Source organism: Nocardioides albertanoniae, assembly GCF_006716315.1.
GTDB lineage: Bacteria > Actinomycetota > Actinomycetes > Propionibacteriales > Nocardioidaceae > Nocardioides > Nocardioides albertanoniae.
Map to the genome: position 1 here is coordinate 4,272,193 of NZ_VFOV01000001.1, position 17,929 is coordinate 4,290,121.

Annotated in this window: 15 protein-coding genes; 2 read left to right on the forward strand and 13 right to left on the reverse strand. The window is 70.4% G+C overall.

Translation table 11 applies throughout. From position 1 onward, the window contains the following. The first annotated feature begins 2 nt into the window (after positions 1-2). Positions 3-908 (forward strand): alpha/beta fold hydrolase, encoded by a 906-nt coding sequence (locus FB381_RS20465; RefSeq protein ID WP_246088232.1) that lies wholly within the window; start codon positions 3-5, stop codon positions 906-908. Here FB381_RS20465 and FB381_RS20470 read toward each other — a convergent pair. Genes FB381_RS20470 through FB381_RS20490 form a run of 5 tightly spaced genes read right to left on the reverse strand, consistent with a single transcriptional unit; the run spans position 898 to position 7,068 of the window. Then, a complete protein-coding gene (locus FB381_RS20470) occupies positions 898-2,631 on the reverse strand; it encodes an acetyl/propionyl/methylcrotonyl-CoA carboxylase subunit alpha (protein ID WP_141781982.1) in 1,734 nt (577 codons plus the stop codon). The two genes, FB381_RS20465 and FB381_RS20470, sit on opposite strands and share 11 nt — an antisense overlap. A gap of 1 nt (position 2,632) precedes the next feature. Then, positions 2,633-4,243, reverse strand: a complete 1,611-nt coding sequence (locus tag FB381_RS20475; RefSeq protein WP_246088233.1) for a 5-oxoprolinase subunit B/C family protein — start codon at positions 4,241-4,243, stop codon at positions 2,633-2,635. A gap of 5 nt (positions 4,244-4,248) precedes the next feature. Beyond that, the gene (locus FB381_RS20480; RefSeq protein WP_141781984.1) at positions 4,249-5,043 is read right to left on the reverse strand and encodes a putative hydro-lyase; all 795 of its coding nucleotides are present in this window, start codon (positions 5,041-5,043) and stop codon (positions 4,249-4,251) included. Then, positions 5,040-5,810, reverse strand: coding sequence for a LamB/YcsF family protein (locus FB381_RS20485; RefSeq protein WP_141781985.1), 771 nt, complete (start codon positions 5,808-5,810; stop codon positions 5,040-5,042). Before FB381_RS20485 ends, FB381_RS20480 begins: the two co-directional genes overlap by 4 nt. 1 nt (position 5,811) lies before the next feature. Beyond that, the gene (locus FB381_RS20490) at positions 5,812-7,068 is read right to left on the reverse strand and encodes an NRAMP family divalent metal transporter (RefSeq protein WP_141781986.1); all 1,257 of its coding nucleotides are present in this window, start codon (positions 7,066-7,068) and stop codon (positions 5,812-5,814) included. 147 nt (positions 7,069-7,215) lie between these two features. Here FB381_RS20490 and FB381_RS20495 point away from each other — a divergent pair, with 147 nt between their 5' ends. Beyond that, positions 7,216-7,857: a GntR family transcriptional regulator gene (locus FB381_RS20495; protein WP_141781987.1), complete on the forward strand. Its 642-nt coding sequence runs from the start codon at positions 7,216-7,218 to the stop codon at positions 7,855-7,857. A gap of 117 nt (positions 7,858-7,974) precedes the next feature. Here the strand turns inward: FB381_RS20495 and FB381_RS20500 are convergent, their stop codons facing one another. The 8 genes from FB381_RS20500 to FB381_RS20535 all read right to left on the reverse strand — a co-directional run bounded on the left by FB381_RS20500 (position 7,975) and on the right by FB381_RS20535 (position 17,921). Then, complete coding sequence (locus FB381_RS20500) at positions 7,975-8,346, reverse strand: DoxX family protein (RefSeq protein WP_141781988.1); 372 nt, start codon at positions 8,344-8,346, stop codon at positions 7,975-7,977. An 80-nt stretch (positions 8,347-8,426) separates the two neighbouring features. After that, complete coding sequence (locus tag FB381_RS20505) at positions 8,427-9,059, reverse strand: UdgX family uracil-DNA binding protein (protein WP_141781989.1); 633 nt, start codon at positions 9,057-9,059, stop codon at positions 8,427-8,429. A 99-nt stretch (positions 9,060-9,158) separates the two neighbouring features. Continuing rightward, complete coding sequence (locus FB381_RS20510) at positions 9,159-10,190, reverse strand: hypothetical protein (RefSeq protein WP_141781990.1); 1,032 nt, start codon at positions 10,188-10,190, stop codon at positions 9,159-9,161. Between the two features lie 70 nt (positions 10,191-10,260). Further along, the gene (gene guaA, locus FB381_RS20515) at positions 10,261-11,835 is read right to left on the reverse strand and encodes a glutamine-hydrolyzing GMP synthase (protein WP_141781991.1); all 1,575 of its coding nucleotides are present in this window, start codon (positions 11,833-11,835) and stop codon (positions 10,261-10,263) included. Positions 11,836-12,086: 251 nt separating this feature from the next. Next, the gene (locus tag FB381_RS20520; protein WP_141781992.1) at positions 12,087-13,817 is read right to left on the reverse strand and encodes a GMC oxidoreductase; all 1,731 of its coding nucleotides are present in this window, start codon (positions 13,815-13,817) and stop codon (positions 12,087-12,089) included. Next, complete coding sequence (locus tag FB381_RS20525; RefSeq protein ID WP_141781993.1) at positions 13,814-15,436, reverse strand: succinic semialdehyde dehydrogenase; 1,623 nt, start codon at positions 15,434-15,436, stop codon at positions 13,814-13,816. The genes FB381_RS20520 and FB381_RS20525 overlap by 4 nt, the downstream gene beginning before the upstream one ends. Positions 15,437-15,484: 48 nt before the next feature. After that, complete coding sequence (locus tag FB381_RS20530) at positions 15,485-16,099, reverse strand: hypothetical protein (protein ID WP_141781994.1); 615 nt, start codon at positions 16,097-16,099, stop codon at positions 15,485-15,487. An 82-nt stretch (positions 16,100-16,181) separates the two neighbouring features. Continuing rightward, positions 16,182-17,921 carry a glycerol-3-phosphate dehydrogenase/oxidase gene (locus FB381_RS20535; RefSeq protein ID WP_141781995.1) on the reverse strand — a complete coding sequence of 580 codons (1,740 nt, stop codon included), beginning with the start codon at positions 17,919-17,921 and terminating at the stop codon, positions 16,182-16,184. Positions 17,922-17,929: the final 8 nt, after the last annotated feature.

Here is a 17,929-nt window from a genome sequence, read left to right on the forward strand (position 1 = left end):
CCTTGACGCGCACCGTCGAGGGCGCTCTGCTGGTCAGCATGGAGCAGATGCTGGCGGTCAACGGGGTCGATCTGTGCGTCGAGACCTTCGGAGCCCCCGAGGGTCCACCGATCCTGCTGATCGGCGGGATGAGCGCCTCGATGGACTACTGGGAGGACGACTTCTGCGAGGCCCTCGCCGCGGGCGGGAGGTTCGTGATCCGCTACGACCACCGCGACACCGGTCGTTCGACCAGCTGGCCTCCGGGCGAGCCGGGCTACACCGGGCGCGACATGGTCGCCGACATCCCGGCGCTGCTCGACGCCGTCGGCCTCGACAGGGCCCACCTCTTCGGCATCTCGATGGGCGGCGCGCTGGCCCAGTGCGTCGCGGTGCTGCACCCGGAGCGGGTCGAGACGCTGATCCTCGACGAGACCTCACCGGCCTTCGAGGGCGTGCCCGGCGTGCCGCCCATCGGTGAGGAGCTGGCCGACTTCTTCGAGAAGGCCTCGCAGAGCACGATGCCCGACCCCGACGACCACGAAGCCCTGGTGACGATGCTGGTCGAGGACCAGCGCGCGTTCGTACCCGAGCGGTTCGACGAAGGCAGGATGCGAGCGGTGGTCACCCAGGCCGTACGCCGCACGCCCGACATGCGTCCGAGCCTGGCCAACCACCACGTGATGGGCGACGGCGAGCCGATCACCGCCACCCTGGCCGACATCACCGCTCCGACCCTGGTCATCCACGGCACCCGCGACCCGCTCTTCCCGACAGGTCACGGCGAGGTGCTCGCCGAGGGCATCCCCGACGCCACCCTGCTCATGCTCGACGGCGTCGGCCACGAGCCTCCGCCGATCTACACCTGGGAGACGGTCGTGCCCGCGATCCTCGACCACACCACCGCGCGACCAGACCCTAGGCGCTGATCTTCCCGAGCGGATCCCCCATCGCGACGGCCCCACCGACATCGGTGCCGTGCGCGAGCACCCCCGCGCGGTGGGCGGCGACGCGCGTCTCCATCTTCATGGCGTCGATCGCCGCGACGTCCTGGCCCTCGGTGACCTGCTCCCCGTCGCCGACGAGCCAGCTGACCAGCACCCCGGGCACGGGAGCCTCGATCACGCCGGGGTCAGCCTCCACGCCGGCTTCGGCGTCAGCATCGGTCTCCCCCACGGTTCCGCCCGCTGCGAGCGCTCGCAGCAGATCCTCCGGCAGCCCGAGCACCATCCGGCGTCCGTCGACCTCGATCGGCACCCGCCGCAGCGACAGGTCCGGTGCCGGCTCCGACCTCGGCTGCGCCTCCAGCCGCGGCATCAGCTCGGTCTCGATCCACTGCGTGTGCACCGCGAAACCGGTCGTCGAGAACGCCGGATCCTCGAGCAGCAGGCGGGCGAATGGCACGACGGTCGCGACCCCCTCGACCGAGAGCTCACGCAGCGCACGGCGCGCACGTACGACGGCGGTGTCTCGGTCGGGCGCGTGCACGATCAGCTTGGCGATCAGCGAGTCGAAGGCGCCCTGCACGGTGTCGCCCGCCTCGATCCCGGCATCCCAGCGGATGCCCGGGCCGGCAGGCACCCGCAGCCCCGTGACGACGCCGGGGCTCGGCAGGAAGCCGCGACCGGAGTCCTCCGCGTTGATGCGCAGCTCGACGGCGTGGCCCGAGGGCGTCGGCGTCTCGTCGATCGAGAGGCCGGCGCCGGCCGCGATCCGCAGCTGCTCGGCGACCAGGTCGACGCCCGTGACGGCCTCGGTGATCGGGTGCTCGACCTGGAGCCGGGTGTTGACCTCGAGGAACGAGATCACGCCGTCCTCCCCCATCAGGAACTCCACGGTGCCGGCCCCTCGATAGGAGACGGCGGCGCAGATGTCTCGCGAGGCCTCATGGATGCGGCGACGCTGCTCGTCGCTCAGCCCCGGAGCAGGCGCCTCCTCGACGAGCTTCTGGTTGCGGCGCTGCAGCGAGCAGTCGCGGTCACCGACGACCACGACCCGGCCGGCACCGTCGCCGACGACCTGCGCCTCGATGTGGCGCGGCCGCTCCAGGAACCGCTCCACGAAGCACTCGCCGCGGCCGAACGCGGCCTCCGCCTCGCGCGAGGCGGACTCGAAGGCGTCGGCGACGTCGTCGAGCCGCCGGGCGACCTTCAGCCCGCGGCCGCCGCCCCCGAAGGCCGCCTTGATCGCGATCGGCAGGCCGTGCTCGCGCGCGAACGCGACCGCCTCGTCGGCCGACTCGAGCGGACGATCGGTGCCCGCGACCAGCGGCGCGCCGACGCTCTGCGCGATCCGGCGGGCGGTGATCTTGTCGCCGAGGGCCTCGATGTTGTCCGGGGTCGGGCCGATCCAGATCATCCCCGCGCGCTCGACCGCGCGCGCGAGCTCGGCGCTCTCGGAGAGGAACCCGTAGCCCGGATGGACGGCGTCGGCACCGGCGGCGTGCGCGGCGGCCATGATCCACTCGATGCTGAGATAGGAGTCGGCGGCGGTGGCGCCGCCGAGCGCGAAGGCCTCGTCGGCCAGACGCACGTGCAACGCGTCGGCGTCCTGGTCGGCATAGACGGCGATCGACACGAGGTCGGCCTCCGCAACCGCCCGCACCACGCGGACGGCGATCTCTCCCCTGTTGGCGATGAGCACCCTGCGCATGTCAGTCTCCTCGGATCTCGGCCGCCGACGCGACGGTTCTGAAGCGGATATGGACTCCGGGCGGCAGCTGCCCGGCGAGGTCGAGGTCGCGGTCGATGACCGCGCCGATGATCGGATAGCCGCCGGTGAGCGGGTGGTCCGGGAGGAACAGCACCGGCTGGCCGTCGGGCGGCACCTGGATGGCGCCGGTCACCGCGCCCTCGCTCGGCAGCTCGCCGGTCACGGCTCGCTCGAGTGGCACGGCCCCTTCGAGGCGTACGCCGACGCGGTCGGAGCGCGGCGTGATGGTCCAGTCCTGCTCCAGCAGGGTGCGTACGCCGGCGTCGGTGAACCAGTCCTCACGCGGACCGAGCACGATGCGCAGCTCGACGGTCTCACCGGCCGCCGGCAGCGGCTCGGCGGGCGCCGGGCAGGGGTCGACGGCGTACGGTGCCGCGGCCGGGCCGTGCAGCGGCACCAGGTCACCCGGGCGCAGGGGCCGCCCGCCGAGGTCACCGGGGCCGAGGCCCGCGAGGGTGTCGCTCGAGAGGCTGCCGAGGGCCGGTGGCAGGTCGAGCCCGCCACGCACCGCGAGCACCGTACGCAGCCCGGTGCTCAGCGGGCCGAGCCACAGCTCGTCGCCGTGCTCGACCGCGGTCGCCGCACCGTGCTCCACGAGGAGCTCCGGGCCGTCGCTGCGCTCGATCGTCGTCTCGGCCGGCGCCCCCGTCACCGCGACGACGGCTGCGCCGGTGAAGCGCAGCACCGCGCCGCCGCCCGCGATCTCGAAGGCCGCGGCATCAGGTGCGTTGCCGACCGCGCGGTTCGCGGCGCGCAGCGCACGCCGGTCGGCCGCTCCCGACGCCGAGACACCGAGCGCGGCGTGGCCGGGGCGGCCGAGGTCCTGGAGCACGAGCTGCAGGCCGGGGCGTACGACCTCGACGGCGAAGGGATGCTCGTGCTCGGCAGGCGCGGCGGGTCCGGAACGTTCGGAGGACACGGCCGACGGCTCGACCGTGACCGACTCACGCTCGAGCTGCTCGAAGTGCACCGTCGTGCCGGGCACGAGCAGCGCAGGCGGGTCGCGGTCGAGATCCCACATCGCCGCATCCGTACGCCCGATCAGCTGCCACCCGCCGGGGCTCTCCCGCGGATAGATGCCGGAGAACGTGCCTGCCAGGCCCACGGATCCGGCGGGGATGCGCGTGCGCGGCGACGATCGCCGCGGCACGTCGAAGATCGGGTCGTCACCGACCAGGTAGCCGAAGCCGGGCGCGTAGCCGGTGAACGCCACCTGCCAGGTCGCTGCGGTGTGCCGCGCGGCGACCTGCTCCGCGGTGATCCCGAGGAGGCTCGCGACGTCGTCGAGATCCTGCCCGTCGTAGCGCACCCCGATCCTCACCGAGCCGGCCTCCTCGGGGCCGCCGTGGACCGGTTCGACGGCATGCAGCTGCCGGGTGAGGGTCGCGGCGTCGACAAGGGTGCGGTCGAACCGCACGAGCACCGTGCGTGCGGCCGGCACCAGCTCGACGACCCCGGCCAGGGGATCCGCCACCAGCGCCGCGTGCAGGCGCATCGACGCATCGAGGTCGGCCTCCTCCACCAGGAGCGAGGTCTCCGATGCGGTCAGCACGCGCCTCATGCGAGGTGGTCCGCATCCGGCACGTTGGTGACGAACATGTGGCCGGGCGCGTGGGTCAGCGCGAACGGCGGGCGCGAGGCCATGATCGCCGCCTGCGGGGTGACGCCGCAGGCCCAGAAGACCGGCACCTCCCCCTCGCGCACCTCGGACGCGTCGCCGAACTCGGGGGCGTCGAGGTCGGTGATACCGAGCCCGCTCGGGTCACCGACGTGCACCGGCGCGCCGTGCACCGCAGGGTAGCGCCCGGAGATGCGTACGGCGTCGGCGACGCGGTCGCCGGGGATCGGGCGCATGGAGACGACCAGGTCACCGCTCAGGCGTCCGGCCGGCGCACAGGCTCGCGACGTACGGAACATGGGTACGTTGCGGCCCAGCTCCTGGTGGCGGATCGGGATGCCCGCCTCGGCCAGGCCCGCCTCGAAGGTGAAGCTGCAGCCGATCAGGAACGAGACCAGGTCGGGGTGCTCCTCCCAGGCGCTGCTCGCATCCGAGACCTCCTCGGCGAGCTCGCCGTCGCGCCAGACGCGGTAGGCGGGGAGGTCGGTGCGCAGGTCCGACCCGGGGGCCATCGTCGACTCGCAGGCGCCCGGGTCGAGCACCTCGAGCACCGGGCAGGGTTTCGGGTTGCGCTGCGCGAACAGCAGCACGTCGAAGGCCCAGTCGGCCGGCACGGCGATCAGGTTCGCCTGCACCAGCCCGTGGGCGACGCCGCTGGTGGGCGCGACGGCGCCCGCTCGGTAGGACGAGCGGGCGGCGCGGGCCTCAGCGACCTGGGCGATGGTTGCGGTCATGCCACCCTTCCCGCGAACGGAGCGATCTCGATGCCCTCGGCCTCCAGCAGGGCACGCGTAGCCGCGGCCATCTCGATGGCCCCGGCGCTGTCGCCGTGCACGCAGATCGAGTCGGCACGTACGGCCACGTCGCTGCCGTCGATCGCCTCGATCACACCCTCGCGCGCGAGCCGCAGCATGCGGGTCGCGACGGCGTCGGCGTCGTGGAGCACCGCACCCTCCTCGCTGCGCGAGACGAGCTCGCCACCAGGGGTGTAGGCGCGGTCGGCGAAGGCCTCCGCGGCCGTCGCGAGGCCGGCGGCCTCGGCCACGTCGAGCACCACGCCGCCGGCGAGCCCGAGGAGCACCAGCGACGGGTCGATCGCCCTGACGGCGGCCACGACGTCACGCGCCTGCCGCTCGTCGCGGGCGATGGTGTTGTAGAGCGCACCGTGCGGCTTCACGTAGCGGACCGCGCCGTCGACCGACGCGGTCAGGCCGAGCAGCGCACCGAGCTGATACTCCACATGAGCCTGCAGGGTCGCGGAGTCGACATCCATCGCGCGACGGCCGAAGCCCTCGTAGTCGCGGTAGCTGGGATGTGCGCCGATGGTGACCCCGTGGGCGACGGCATCGGCGAGGGTCGTACGGATGCCTTCGGGGCTGCCGGCGTGGAACCCGCAGGCGACGTTGGCGCTGGAGACGATGCCCAGCATGGCGCCGTCGTCGGCGACGACGCGCTCGGGCACGTTCTCGCCGAGGTCGGAATTGAGATCGATGGTGGTCATATCAGCCTCCGATGCCGATGAACGCGAAGATCGGGCCGACCGAGACGCTGCCCATGTACCAGGTGAGCAGGGTCGCGAGCGTGCCCAGGATGAGCAACCACTTCGGGTAGCGGTACCCGCCGAGCACGTCGCTCTGACGGAACCAGCCGATGTACATGAAGATCGTCATGCCGATCGGCAGGATCAGGCCGTTGAAGCCTCCGACGAAGACCAGGATCGCCGCCGGCGCGGCACCGATCAGCAGGTAGAGCACCAGCGAGACCATGATGAACGCGACGGTCGCCAGCTGCAGCGGCCGGCCGACGCCGAGCTTCTTCGAGAAGGTCGAGATGAACGTCGCCGAGGTGTAGGCGGCGCCGATGACCGAGGTGATCGCGGCGGCCCAGAAGATCGCGCCGAAGATGCGGATGCCGGCGTCGCCGAGCACGACGCCGAACGCCTGGCCGGCCGGGTTGGCGGCTGCCGAGGAGAAGTCGAGGGCCACGCCCGAGGCCACCACGCCGAGGATCGCGAGGAAGAGTACGTAGCGCATGAGGCCGGTCACGAGGATGCCGCTCAGCGAGGCGCGGTGCACGGCTCCGACGTGCTCGGGGCCGGTGAGGCCGGAGTCGAGGTAGCGGTGGGCGCCCGCGTAGGTGATGTAACCGCCGACGGTGCCACCGACGATCGTGGTGATCGTGGCGAAGTTGAGGGTGTCGGGCGCGAAGGTCTGGCGCAGTGCGTCGCCGACAGGAGGCTGGGACGCGACCGCGACGATCAGCGTCAGCACGATCATCAGCATGCCGAGCCCGAGCACGACCATGTCGACCACGCGGCCCGCCCGCTTGTAGAGGAAGATCCCGATCGCGAGCAGTGCCGACAGCAGGCCACCGAGCTTCGGATCGATGCCGAGGAGGGCGTTGAGGCCGAGACCGGCACCGGCGATGTTGCCGATGTTGAACGCCAGGCCGCCGATCACGATCAGCACCGCGAGCACGTGGCCCGAGAACGGCACCGCCTCGTTGGCGAGGTCACCTGCTCGTTTGCCCGAGACGGTGATGATCCGCCACACGTTCATCTGCAGCGCGAAGTCGATCGCGATCGAGGCCAGGATCGCGAAGGCGAACGCCGCGCCGAGCTGGGCGGTGAACGTCGCGGTCTGCGTGATGAACCCGGGGCCGATGGCCGAGGTGGCCATCAGGAAGATCGCGCCGAGGATGGGGCCTCGGCGTGAGCTGGCAAAGCTCTTCGCGCGTTCTGCGCTGGTCGTCTCGGACATGGGGGACTCCTGCTGTCAGCGGCCGGTGTGGCTGGCACCACATCTTTTATGTAGTACAAGATGACACAGATTGTTCTACAATGACACCCTGGCTTGTTAAAATGGCGTTTCGATTGTCTACGGATGCGATTCCCCTAGGATGCGGTCATGCCCGAGGTCGAGGACACCCTGACGAACGCCCTGCGTCGGCGGATCATCGACGGTGAGTTCGCCCCCGGCACCCGGCTCTCGGAGATCTCCCTCGCCGAGAGGCTCGGGGTCTCCCGCAACACGCTGCGCGAGGCGTTCCGGGTGCTCTCCGAGCAGGGCCTCGTCGAGCATGTGCCTCACCGCGGCGTCTCGGTGGCGTCACCGACCGTGGCCGATGTCGTCGACATCTACCGAGCACGCCGCTACGTCGAGCCTGCCGCCCTGGCCGCGGGATCTCCGCTCCACCCCGCCGTGGCCGGGATGCGGGAGGCGGTGGAGCAGAGCGAGCTCAGCCTCGAGGCCCGCGACTGGCGTACGGTCGGCACCGCCAACATGGCCTTCCACGACGGGATCGTCGCCCTGGCGGACAGCCCCCGCCTGGAGCGCCTCTTCCGCGACATCGCCGCCGAGCTGCGGCTCGCGTTCCTCGAGATCGACAACCCCGAGGCCCTGCACGCCCCGTTCGTCACCCGCAACCGCGCTCTGCTCGAGACCTTCCTCGGCCAGGGCGGACCGGCCGCCGCCGCCGAGCTGCAGGACTACCTGGTGCTCTCCGAGCAGACCGTGCTCGGCGCGTTCACACGCCTGCGACGCACCTGAACACTGACCCATATCTCGCCGAGTCGACTCGTCCTGACGAAATTCCGTGCCGAGTCGGCTCGTTATAACGAGCCGACTCGGCACGGTTTGTGGTCAGGATGAGCCGACTCGGCGGGCTCAGGCGGTGACCAGGGCGCGCAGACGCTCGTCGCGCGGCCAGGCGCCGGCCCAGACGAGCGCCGCGGTGACGATCGCGAAGACGGTGTTGAACGCCGGCTGCGCGAAGACCAGGTTCACCGTGACCGCTCCGCCGAGATAGGCGGTGATCAAGATCGTGGCCATCGCCCGGGTCGACGGCACGTGGTAGGCGACCAGGCACAGACCGAGGACGGCGCCGCATACGACGGGGAACCAGCCCGGCGCACCGATCATGTCGTTGAAGTCCATCGCGGCCTCGACGCGGAGCACGTGGGTGACGACGTCGAAGGCGAGGAACAGGGTGACCAGGGCGGTGATGACCCAGCCGGCTCGTTGTGCGGTGATGCTCATCTCGATCTCCTCAGGAGGTGGGTGGTGATGCTCTTACCCACGCGTCGAGCGAGCTGCGGCGATCTCGACATCGCCGTTCGCTATTTCTTCAGAGCCTCGGCAGCGACCCGCAGATCCGCGACCAGACCGTCGTACGTCGCCTGCCTCTCGTCCTCGGCCCGCAGGACCGCCGAGGGGTGCGTCGTCGCGAGGACCCATGGATCGAGGGTCGGGGTGGCGATGGCCTCGGGCCACTCGAGGAGGTGGCCACGGGACTCGCCGACACGGAAGGACGAACCGAACAACGCCTTGCCGGCGGTGCCGCCGAGCAGGACGACACCCGTGGGACGGACCAGAGCCAGCTCTGCCGCCAGCCACGGCGCACAGGCGCCGACCTGCTTGCTCGTCGGCGCCTGATGGATGCGGCGCTTGCCGGAGATCCGGTGACGGAAGTGCTTGACCACGTTCGTCGTGTACGCCGCCTCCGGGTCGATCCCGGCATCCGCGAGCGCCTCGTGCAAGATCCCGCCGGCAGGGCCGACGAACGGCTCGCCCTCGCGATCCTCCCGGTCCCCCGGCTGCTCACCGAGCAGCATCAGCGGGGCCGGCGTACGGCCATCGCCCATCACGCCCTGGGTCGCGTCGCGATAGAGGTCGCAGCCGCGACACTCCTGCACGGCGCTGCGCAGGTCCGACAGCGTCGGCGACGCCGGCACCCACTCCGCTGCACTCACGCGACCACATCCGTAGCGCCGTGTCGTCCCATGTCGTGCCTCCTGCCCGATCGATCGCTCGTCGTCCGGTACCCGCTCCGGCGGCCGGGCACGCGGCCGTCACCCCAGGAGAGCCCGTGCCTCCGGAGAGTCGTAGAAGCTCGACAGCCGGCGCCGCACCAGCCGCTCGAGCACACCCGCCTCGGCGAGCGCCTCGATGACCGGCGGCCCGAAGCGGAGCGCTTCCTCGACGAGATCGTCGCGACCGAGACCCCATTCCTCCAGCAGCGCCACGAGGGTGAAGGAGCCGTAGGTGTCGAAGAAGTAGTCGACGCCTGTGTCGATCAGGGCGGCCAGGTAGGCAGAGTCACGGACGTCGAGCCAGACCTGGTAGAGGCCGACGAAGACCGCCACCAGCTGCTCGTCGTCGATCAGGTCGACGATCTCGCTCAACGGCCGGGTCGCCAGCGTGTCCCAGGCCTCCAGCAGAGCGTCCCGCACCTCGTGGTCGCTGACCGAGGTCGCAGCGGTGTCGGAGAGGTAGCCGAGCAGCGCGCCCGCGCCTCGCTCGGCGAGCTCGCGGGCGCTCTGGTCGACCGCCGCACCGACCTGGGTGCCCTTCACCGAGCCGGCCATCCGGCCGGCGACGCGCTCTGCGACCGAGAAGCCGAAGGCCCCGCCGGGGAGGTTGTCGGCGAACCTGCGCCCGGAGTCCACGGCACCCTTGGCGGTGCCGCGCACCAAGGTGCCGACGCCGGCCTGGACCCCCGAGTTGTCGGCCAGGCTCCGCAGGACCTGCTCGCGCAGCGTACGCATCTCGACGAGGGCCTCGATCAGCTCGGTCGCCCGCGGCCGGCTGACGACCTTGCCGAGCGGGGTGCGGTTCGCGGGATGGGCCTTCAGCCGCGTCGCGATCGCCGCCACCACCTCCGGGATCGCGCCGGGCAGCCGGAAGGTGCTGACGTACTTCAGCGCCACGTCCTTGATCAGGTCACGAGGCATCACCTGGTCGAGCGTCAGCTCGCGGCCGTTGCTCAGCGCGAAGTCGATCTCGCCGGTGACGAGATCGAGGAAGCGTACGCCGCGCAGTGCTGCCACCTCGTGGGCGACATGTGCATCGAGGAGGCGCTGGGCGAGATCAGACTCGGTCATGTGGACATTGTCCACGGCCGAGCCACGTCACTCGCTCATTCCCAGGCGACGCTTCGCGATTCCGGCTCGCTCACTCCCACTCAATCGTGCCCGGAGGCTTGGATGTGATGTCGACGGTGACGCGGTTGATCTCGCTGACCTCGTTGGTGATCCGGGTGGAGATGCGCTCCATCACCTCGTAGGGCAGCCGGGCCCAGTCGGCGGTCATCGCGTCCTCGGAGGTGACCGGGCGGAGCACGACGGGGTGGCCGTAGGTGCGGCCGTCGCCCTGGACGCCGACGGATCGGACGTCGGCGAGCAGCACCACCGGCATCTGCCAGATGTCGCGGTCGAGACCGGCGCGGGTCATCTCCTCGCGGGCGATGGCGTCGGCCTCGCGCAGGATGTCGAGGCGCTCCTTGGTGACCTCGCCGATGATGCGGATACCCAGGCCGGGGCCGGGGAACGGCTGGCGCTGGACGATCTCGTCGGGCAGGCCGAGCTGGGAGCCGACGGCGCGCACCTCGTCCTTGAACAGCTCGCGCAGCGGCTCGACCAGGTCGAACTCGAGGTCTTCGGGGAGACCGCCCACGTTGTGGTGAGACTTGATGTTGGAGGTGCCGGAGCCGCCACCGGACTCGACGACGTCGGGGTAGAGCGTGCCCTGCACGAGGAAGGCGACCTTCTCGTCGGAGTCACCGAGGATCTCCACCTCGGCACGCTCGAAGCAGCGGATGAACTCGCGCCCGATGATCTTGCGCTTCTCCTCGGGGTCGGTGACCCCGGCGAGCGCGTCGAGGAACTCCTTCTCGGCGTCGACGATCTTCAGCTCGGCGCCGGTCGACTCGCGGAAGGCCTTCTCGATCGCGACCGACTCGTTCTTGCGCATCAGGCCATGGTCGACGTAGACGCAGGTCAGCCGGTCACCGATCGCCCGGGCAACGATCGCGCCCGCGACCGCGGAGTCGACGCCGCCGGAGAGCGCGCAGATGGCGCGGTGGTCGCCGATCTGCTCGCGAACCCGCTCGATCTGCTCCTCGGCGATGTTGCCGATCGTCCAGGTGGGTCGCGCGCCGGCGATGTCCCACAGGAAGTGCTCGAGCACCTTCTGGCCGTGCTCGGAGTGGAGCACCTCGGGGTGCCACTGCACGCCGGCCATCTGGGTCTCGACGTTCTCGAAGGCCGCCACCGGCGTGCCCGCCGTGCTGGCGAGCACGGTGAAGCCCTCGGGCGCCTCGGAGACCGAGTCACCGTGCGACATCCACACGTTGTGCGCCGGCGGGATGTCCTTGAGCAGCGTGCCGGAGACACCGACGGTCACCGGCGTACGTCCGTATTCACGGGCGCCGTTGTTGTCGACGGTGCCGCCGAGGCCCTGGGCCATCAGCTGGAACCCGTAGCACATCCCGAAGACCGGGGTGCCCGCGGTGAACAGGCCGTTGTCGATGGCCGGGGCGCCGTCGGCGTAGACGCTCGAGGGGCCGCCGGAGAGGATGATCGCCTTCGGGTTCTTGGCGAGCATGTCGGCGACCGGCATCGAGTGGGGCACGATCTCGGAATAGACCCGAGCCTCACGCACCCGGCGGGCGATCAGCTGCGCATACTGCGCGCCGAAGTCCACCACGAGAACCAGATCGTGCTCTTCCGCCCCAGGAGCCTGCGTCATGCACGAATCCTAACGAGAGCCCCGGCGATACGCCGAGTCGGCGTGGCCACCCATGAAATGCACCAGGGCCCGACCGGGGAGGGAGGTGGTCGGGCCCTGATTGCCCGGGACAAAGCTGGCCCGGACGTAAGACCCGGCATGTATTAGGGAGGGAGCAATCCCGGGTCTGATCACTCAACGAGTCCTCTTAACCTCGGTTACGGGGCCAAGAGAAACTTCCTCAAATAATCGTCACCACGACAACCAACCTGTCAGCGAACGTCGACGATCGGCAGCCGCAGCGCTGCCGGCGCGCTCGCGGGCACAGCGGGCGAGGCCGGCGTGACGGGCTGGATCCGCGCGTAGGCGTCACCCAGCCCCGGTCGCGGGTCGGCCTGGTCCTTGTTGGGCCAGAAGGCCATCGCCCGCTCGGCCTGGGCGGTGATCGTCAGCGACGGGTTCACCCCGAGGTTGGCGGAGATGGCCGAGCCGTCGACGACGTGGAGCCCCTCGTAGCCGTAGAGCCGCTGGTAGGGGTCGATCACGCCGGTGGCCGAGGAGTCGCCGATCGTGCAGCCACCGATGAAGTGGGCCGTCATCGGCTTGTTGAACGGCTCGCCGATGGTGCCGCCGGCATAGCCCGGCTTCTCGGCCGAACCCATCACGCCGGCCATCTTCCGCACCGCGTCCAGACCGGCGGGGATCCAGGTCGGGTTGGGCTTGCCGTGACCCTGCTTCGACGACATCCGCCACCCGAGCAGCGTGCGCTTCGGGTAGGTGGTGATCGAGTTGTCCAGCGCCTGCATGACCAGCGCGATGACGGTGCGCTCCGACCAGTGCTTGAAGTCGTAGAACGTACGCAGCGAGCGCCGTTGCAGCCACATCTCCTTGAGCCACCGGCGGATCCGGTGGGGGCCACCTTCGGTGAGCACCGTCTGCATCGCCGCGATCGCGTTGCTGCCGTGGCCGTAGCGGACCGGCTCGATGTGGGTGTGCTCGTCGGGGTGCCACGACGAGGTGATCGCGACGCCCTCGGAGTAGTCGATCGAGCGGTCGGGGGCGATCGCGCCGAGGATCGACTCGGAGTTGGTGCGGGTCAGCTCGCCCAGGCGCGAGGAGATCTGCGGAAGGTCACCGGTGCGCTTGAGCTTGTGGAGCAGCTTCTGGGTGCCGAGCGAGGCCGCGGAGAAGACCACCTGGTCGGCGGTGAACCGGCGCGTACGGCCGATCCCGAGCCGTGCCTTCGTGGAGCGGGTCTCGATGACGTAGCCCTTGCCGGTCTTCGCCGGGTAGACCCGCGTGACGGTGGTCAGCGGGTGCACGTCGGCGCCGAGCCGCTCGGCCAGGTAGAGGTAGTTCTTGACCAGGGTGTTCTTCGAGTTGTGGCGGCAGCCGGTCATGCACTCGCCGCAGTTGACGCAGGCACGCCGGTCAGGGCCCGCGCCGCCGAAGTAGGGGTCGGGCACCTCCTGCCCGGGCATGTGCTCGGGGCCGCCGAAGAAGACCCCGACGGGCGCCTTGTGGAACGTGTCGCCGCGACCGGCCTCGGCCGCCACCTTCTGCATGACGTCGTCGGCCGGGGTCAGGTGCGGGTAGAGGGTGACTCCGAGCATCCGCTTGGCCTGCTCGTAGTAGGGCTCGAGCTCGGTCTTCCAGTCGGTGATGTGGCTCCAGGACGGGTCCTCGTAGAACGGGTCGAGAGGCTCGTAGAGCGTGTTGGCGTAGACCAGCGAGCCGCCGCCGACTCCTGCACCGGCCATGATCACGCAGTCCTTGACCACGTCGATGCGCTGGATGCCGTAGCACCCGATCGCCGGGGCCCAGAGGTATTTGCGCAGGTCGAAGGAGGTGTTGGGCAGCTCGTCGTCGGCGAACCGACGCCCGGCCTCGACCACTCCTACCGAGTAGCCCTTCTCGCTCAGGCGCAGCGCGCTGACCGATCCGCCGAAGCCGGACCCGATGACGAGGACGTCGTAGTGGCTCTTGCCCGTCGGGGTGCTCATGCGCGGCCCAGCGACTTGAGCACGCGCAGCGAGGCGGTCATGAACTTGGCGTACGTCTGCTCGCTCATCCCGAACTGGGGCGCGAAGCGGAGGACCGCCTGGGAGGCGACCGACTGGGTCTCGGTGTAGCGCAGGATGCCCTCGGCGCCCTGGCGACGGCCCTGGCCGGACTCGCGCATGCCGCCCATCGGGGCGTCGATGCTGGCGAACGTGGCACCGAACGCCTCGTTGATGTTGATCGTGCCGCACTTGATCTGGCGGGCGATGCGACGGGCGCGGGCGGTGTCGCGGCTGTAGATCGAGCCGTTGAGGCCGTACTCGCCGTCGTTGGCGCGCTCGATCGCCTCCTCCTCGCCGTGGAAGCGGTAGAGCGAGACGACCGGGCCGAAGGTCTCGTTGCCGAAGCAGGTCATCTCGGGCGTGACGCCCTCGAGGATGGTCGGCTCGAAGAAGAACGGTGCGAGGTCGGGTCGGGCCTTGCCGCCGGCGAGCACGCGGGCGCCCTTGGCGACGGCGTCCTCGACGTGGGCGACGGCGGCGTCGACCTGGGCCTGCGAGATCAGGGTGCCCATGTCGTTCTCCCACCCGAGGGTGGCGCCGAGGGTCATCGCCTGGGTGCGGGCCACGAAGCGCTCGACGAACCGGTCGTAGACCTGGTCGTCGACGAAGAGCCGCTCGACGCTCACGCACAGCTGGCCGGCGTTGGAGAAGACGGCACGGGTGGCACCCTCGGCGGCCTTCTCGATGTCGGCGTCGCGCAGCACCAGCATCGGGTTCTTCCCACCGAGCTCGAGGCTGGCGCCGATCAGACGGTCGGCGGCCTGCTTGGCGACGATCTTGCCGGTGTTGGTCGAGCCGGTGAAGCAGACGTAGTCGGCACGCTGGATGATGCTCGTGCCGACCTTCGAGCCCGGGCCGGCCACGACCGTCCACAGGTCGGCCGGGAGCCCGGCCTCCTCGAGCAGCTCGGCGCCGAGGAGCGCGCTCAGCATCGTCTGCGAGTCGGGCTTGATGACCACCGCGTTGCCGGCGGCGATCGCGGCCAGGCCGTCGCACAGCGCCATCGTGAACGGGTAGTTCCACGGGCTGATGATGCCGACGACGCCCTTCGGCACGTGGTTGAGGTCGACGCGGGTCAGCACCGGGATGACGCCGAGCTTGCGCTCGGAGTCGAGGATCTTGCTGCTCCTGCGGCCGTAGTAGCGAGCGGTGAGCGCGATGTGGAGCGGCTCGTCGAAGGCGTGCTTGCGGGCCTTGCCCGACTCGAGCACGATCAGGTCGAGGATCTCGTCCTGCCGGGCGAGCACCAGGTCGTGGAGCTCGAGCAGGATGCGCTCGCGCTCGGCGACGGGGGTCGCCGCCCACTTCTCCTGCGCCACCCGGGCCTTGGCGAACGCCTCGGCGACGTCGTCGTCGCTCGACTGCGGGATGTGCGCCAGCGGGCCGCCGTTGAGCGGGCTGGTGACCTCGCGGGTCTCTCCCGAGGTCGACAGGATGCGGCCGGTCAGGCGGGAGACGTAGTCAGGCTCCAGCGCCAGCGAGGCCGAGGCGTTGTGCTCGGGATCGAGCGGGCCCTCGACGATCGGGCCGCCGGGAGGGGTGGGGTTCGATGCGCTCATGTACCGAGGGTATGTGACGAGCGTCTCCGAAGCCAGACACGCGTCCCACTAACTGACCATTCGAGTGGTCCCACCGCGCACCTGGGCGCTCCACCACAGGTAGCTGTGGGGCTCGGCAGGAAGGTCGATGACCACGCGATCCAGCGGCAGCCGGTCGAGCGAGCTCACCGTGAACTCCTCCTCGGGCGTGGCCCGATAGAGATAGGAGTCGAGCGGCCAGCTCGTACGCAGCCACTCGTCGACCCGCTCGGCGACCGACGCCGCCAGCTCGGGGCCGCTGTCCTGGCGGAGCCAGTAGGAGACCCTGGCCGTTGCTCCACCGGCGTACCTCAGCAGCGTCTGGGCGTCGGCTCCCATCGACTCCAGGTAGGGGAACAGCGGCTGCACGTAGAGACAGCCCAGCGACGAGGTGCCCTCCGGGTCGAGGAAGAGATAGGTGAACGCACGTCGCGCCTGATGGTCGGACCAGTGCCGGATGACCAGCGGCAGGTTGTCCTCGCGCCCGAAACCCACCACCGGCCATCTGCCGCAGCTGTGCTCGCGGATCACGTCGGGGCTGGTCAGATAGGCCTCGGTGTCCAGGTCGATCAGGTCGGGCCGCAACGGCTCGAGCACGAACGCGTCAGTGGCCGGCGGCTCGGGGGGATCTGTGACCAAGAACATATCGACAGGGTGCTACGTGAGCACCCTGCTCCGCCACGGCAATTCGGCTGATCTGGTCGACCGGCCCGGCGTGCCCCGGCGGTCAGACGAGGTCTTGGACCTCGAGCCGCACCCGGTCGGCCTCCTCGTCGGTGTCCTGCAGCTGGGAGCGGCGCTCGGCCTCGATGCGGCGCAGGTAGTGGTCGACCTCCTCCTGCGTACGCTCCTGGTCCCAGCCGAGCTCCTCGGCCATGATCTTGGCGACCCCCGGAGCAGCGCGTACGCCGCGGTCGAAGGTCTCCATCGCGATCCTGGTGCGCCGCTCCAGCACGTCGTCGAGGTGGCGGGCGCCCTCGTTGTTGACGGCGTAGACGACCTCGGCGGCGAGATAGTCCTCGGCGCCCTCGAGCTGCAGCGCGAGCGGACGGCGCTGCGAGATGAGGTCGAGCACGTCGTCGATGAGACCGCCGTGACGGCCGAGGAGGTGGTCGATGCGGCCCACGTGGAGACCGGAGCGTCGGGCGAGCAGGACCCGCTGGTTGGAGCGGGTCTCGAAGCCCTCCGCGCCGACGAGGCGCACCTTGTCGGTGATCGACTCGCGCAGGGTCATGTTGGTGGTCGTGCCCAGCGAGTGGGCCGCGGCGTCGACGGCATCCTTCGCCATCACCCGGTAGGTCGTCAGCTTGCCGCCGGCGATCAGCACCAGACCCGGCAGCGGGGTGACCACGGTGTGCTCGCGGCTCAGCGCAGCGGTCTGGTCGGACTCACCGGTCAGCAGCGGGCGCAGACCGGCGTAGACGCCCTCGACGTCTTCGAGGTCGAGCGGCTCACGCAGGATCGCGTTGACGTGCTCGAGGACGTACTCGATGTCGTTCTTGGTGGCTGCCGGGTGGGCCAGATCGTAGGTCCACGGGGTGTCGGTGGTGCCGATGATCCAGTGGCGGCCCCACGGGATGACGAAGAGCACCGACTTCTCCGTGCGCACGATGAAGCCCGACTCGGAGCGGATCCGGTCGCGCGGCACGACGAGGTGGATGCCCTTGGACGCCTTGACATGCAGGGCGCCGCGGCCGCCGACCTTGTCCTGGATCTCGTCGGTCCACACACCGGCCGCGTTGACGACCGTCTTCGCGCGGATGACCAGGTCCTGGTCGTGCTCGAGGTCTCGAGCGTGTACGCCGACGACCCGCTCCCCCTCGCGGAGGAACCCGGTCACCTGCACCCGGGTCGCGATCTGCGCCCCGTGCGAGGCGGCCGTGCGGGCGATCGTCATCACCAGGCGGGCGTCGTCGACCTGGGCGTCGTAGTACTTGATCGCGCCGGTGATCGTGTCGGTGCGGAAGTCGGGGGCGATCCTGGCGACGCCCTTGCGGGTGAGGTGGCGGTGGCGCGGGAGCCCGGAGTTGCCCATGCCCGACAGCGGCCCGAAGGAGGCCATCGTGTCGTAGAGCGCGAGCCCGGAGCCGACGTAGAACCGCTCCCACACCGGGTTGGTCAGCGGGTAGAGGAACGGCACCGGTCGCACCAGGTGCGGGGCCAGCACGTTGAGCAGCAGCCCGCGCTCCTGCAGCGCCTCGCGGACCAGCTCGAAGTCCATCATCTCGAGGTAGCGCAGACCGCCGTGGACCAGCTTCGAGCTGCGCGAGCTCGTGCCCGAGGCCAGGTCGCGCTGCTCGATCAGCCCCGTGCTCAGGCCTCTGGTGACGGCGTCCAGCGCCACGCCCGCGCCGGTCACACCCCCTCCGACGACGAGCACGTCGAGCTCGGCCTCCCCGGCCGCGCCGACCATCGTGCTGATCGCCTGGTCGCGGCTCTGGGGACTCAGTGCACCTGTGCGAGTCATAGGTTCGA

Bases quoted from the DNA above. Each gene is read 5' to 3' on its own strand.
- FB381_RS20520 (WP_141781992.1), bottom strand. From the start codon at position 13,817: ATGAGCACCCCGACGGGCAAGAGCCACTACGACGTCCTCGTCATCGGG.
- FB381_RS20480 (WP_141781984.1), bottom strand. From the start codon at position 5,043: ATGACCGCAACCATCGCCCAGGTCGCTGAGGCCCGCGCCGCCCGCTCG.
- FB381_RS20495 (WP_141781987.1), top strand. From the start codon at position 7,216: ATGCCCGAGGTCGAGGACACCCTGACGAACGCCCTGCGTCGGCGGATC.
- FB381_RS20510 (WP_141781990.1), bottom strand. From the start codon at position 10,190: ATGACCGAGTCTGATCTCGCCCAGCGCCTCCTCGATGCACATGTCGCC.
- FB381_RS20500 (WP_141781988.1), bottom strand. From the start codon at position 8,346: ATGAGCATCACCGCACAACGAGCCGGCTGGGTCATCACCGCCCTGGTC.
- FB381_RS20525 (WP_141781993.1), bottom strand. From the start codon at position 15,436: ATGAGCGCATCGAACCCCACCCCTCCCGGCGGCCCGATCGTCGAGGGC.
- FB381_RS20535 (WP_141781995.1), bottom strand. From the start codon at position 17,921: ATGACTCGCACAGGTGCACTGAGTCCCCAGAGCCGCGACCAGGCGATC.
- guaA (WP_141781991.1), bottom strand. From the start codon at position 11,835: ATGACGCAGGCTCCTGGGGCGGAAGAGCACGATCTGGTTCTCGTGGTG.
- FB381_RS20490 (WP_141781986.1), bottom strand. From the start codon at position 7,068: ATGTCCGAGACGACCAGCGCAGAACGCGCGAAGAGCTTTGCCAGCTCA.
- FB381_RS20530 (WP_141781994.1), bottom strand. From the start codon at position 16,099: ATGTTCTTGGTCACAGATCCCCCCGAGCCGCCGGCCACTGACGCGTTC.
- FB381_RS20470 (WP_141781982.1), bottom strand. From the start codon at position 2,631: ATGCGCAGGGTGCTCATCGCCAACAGGGGAGAGATCGCCGTCCGCGTG.
- FB381_RS20485 (WP_141781985.1), bottom strand. From the start codon at position 5,810: ATGACCACCATCGATCTCAATTCCGACCTCGGCGAGAACGTGCCCGAG.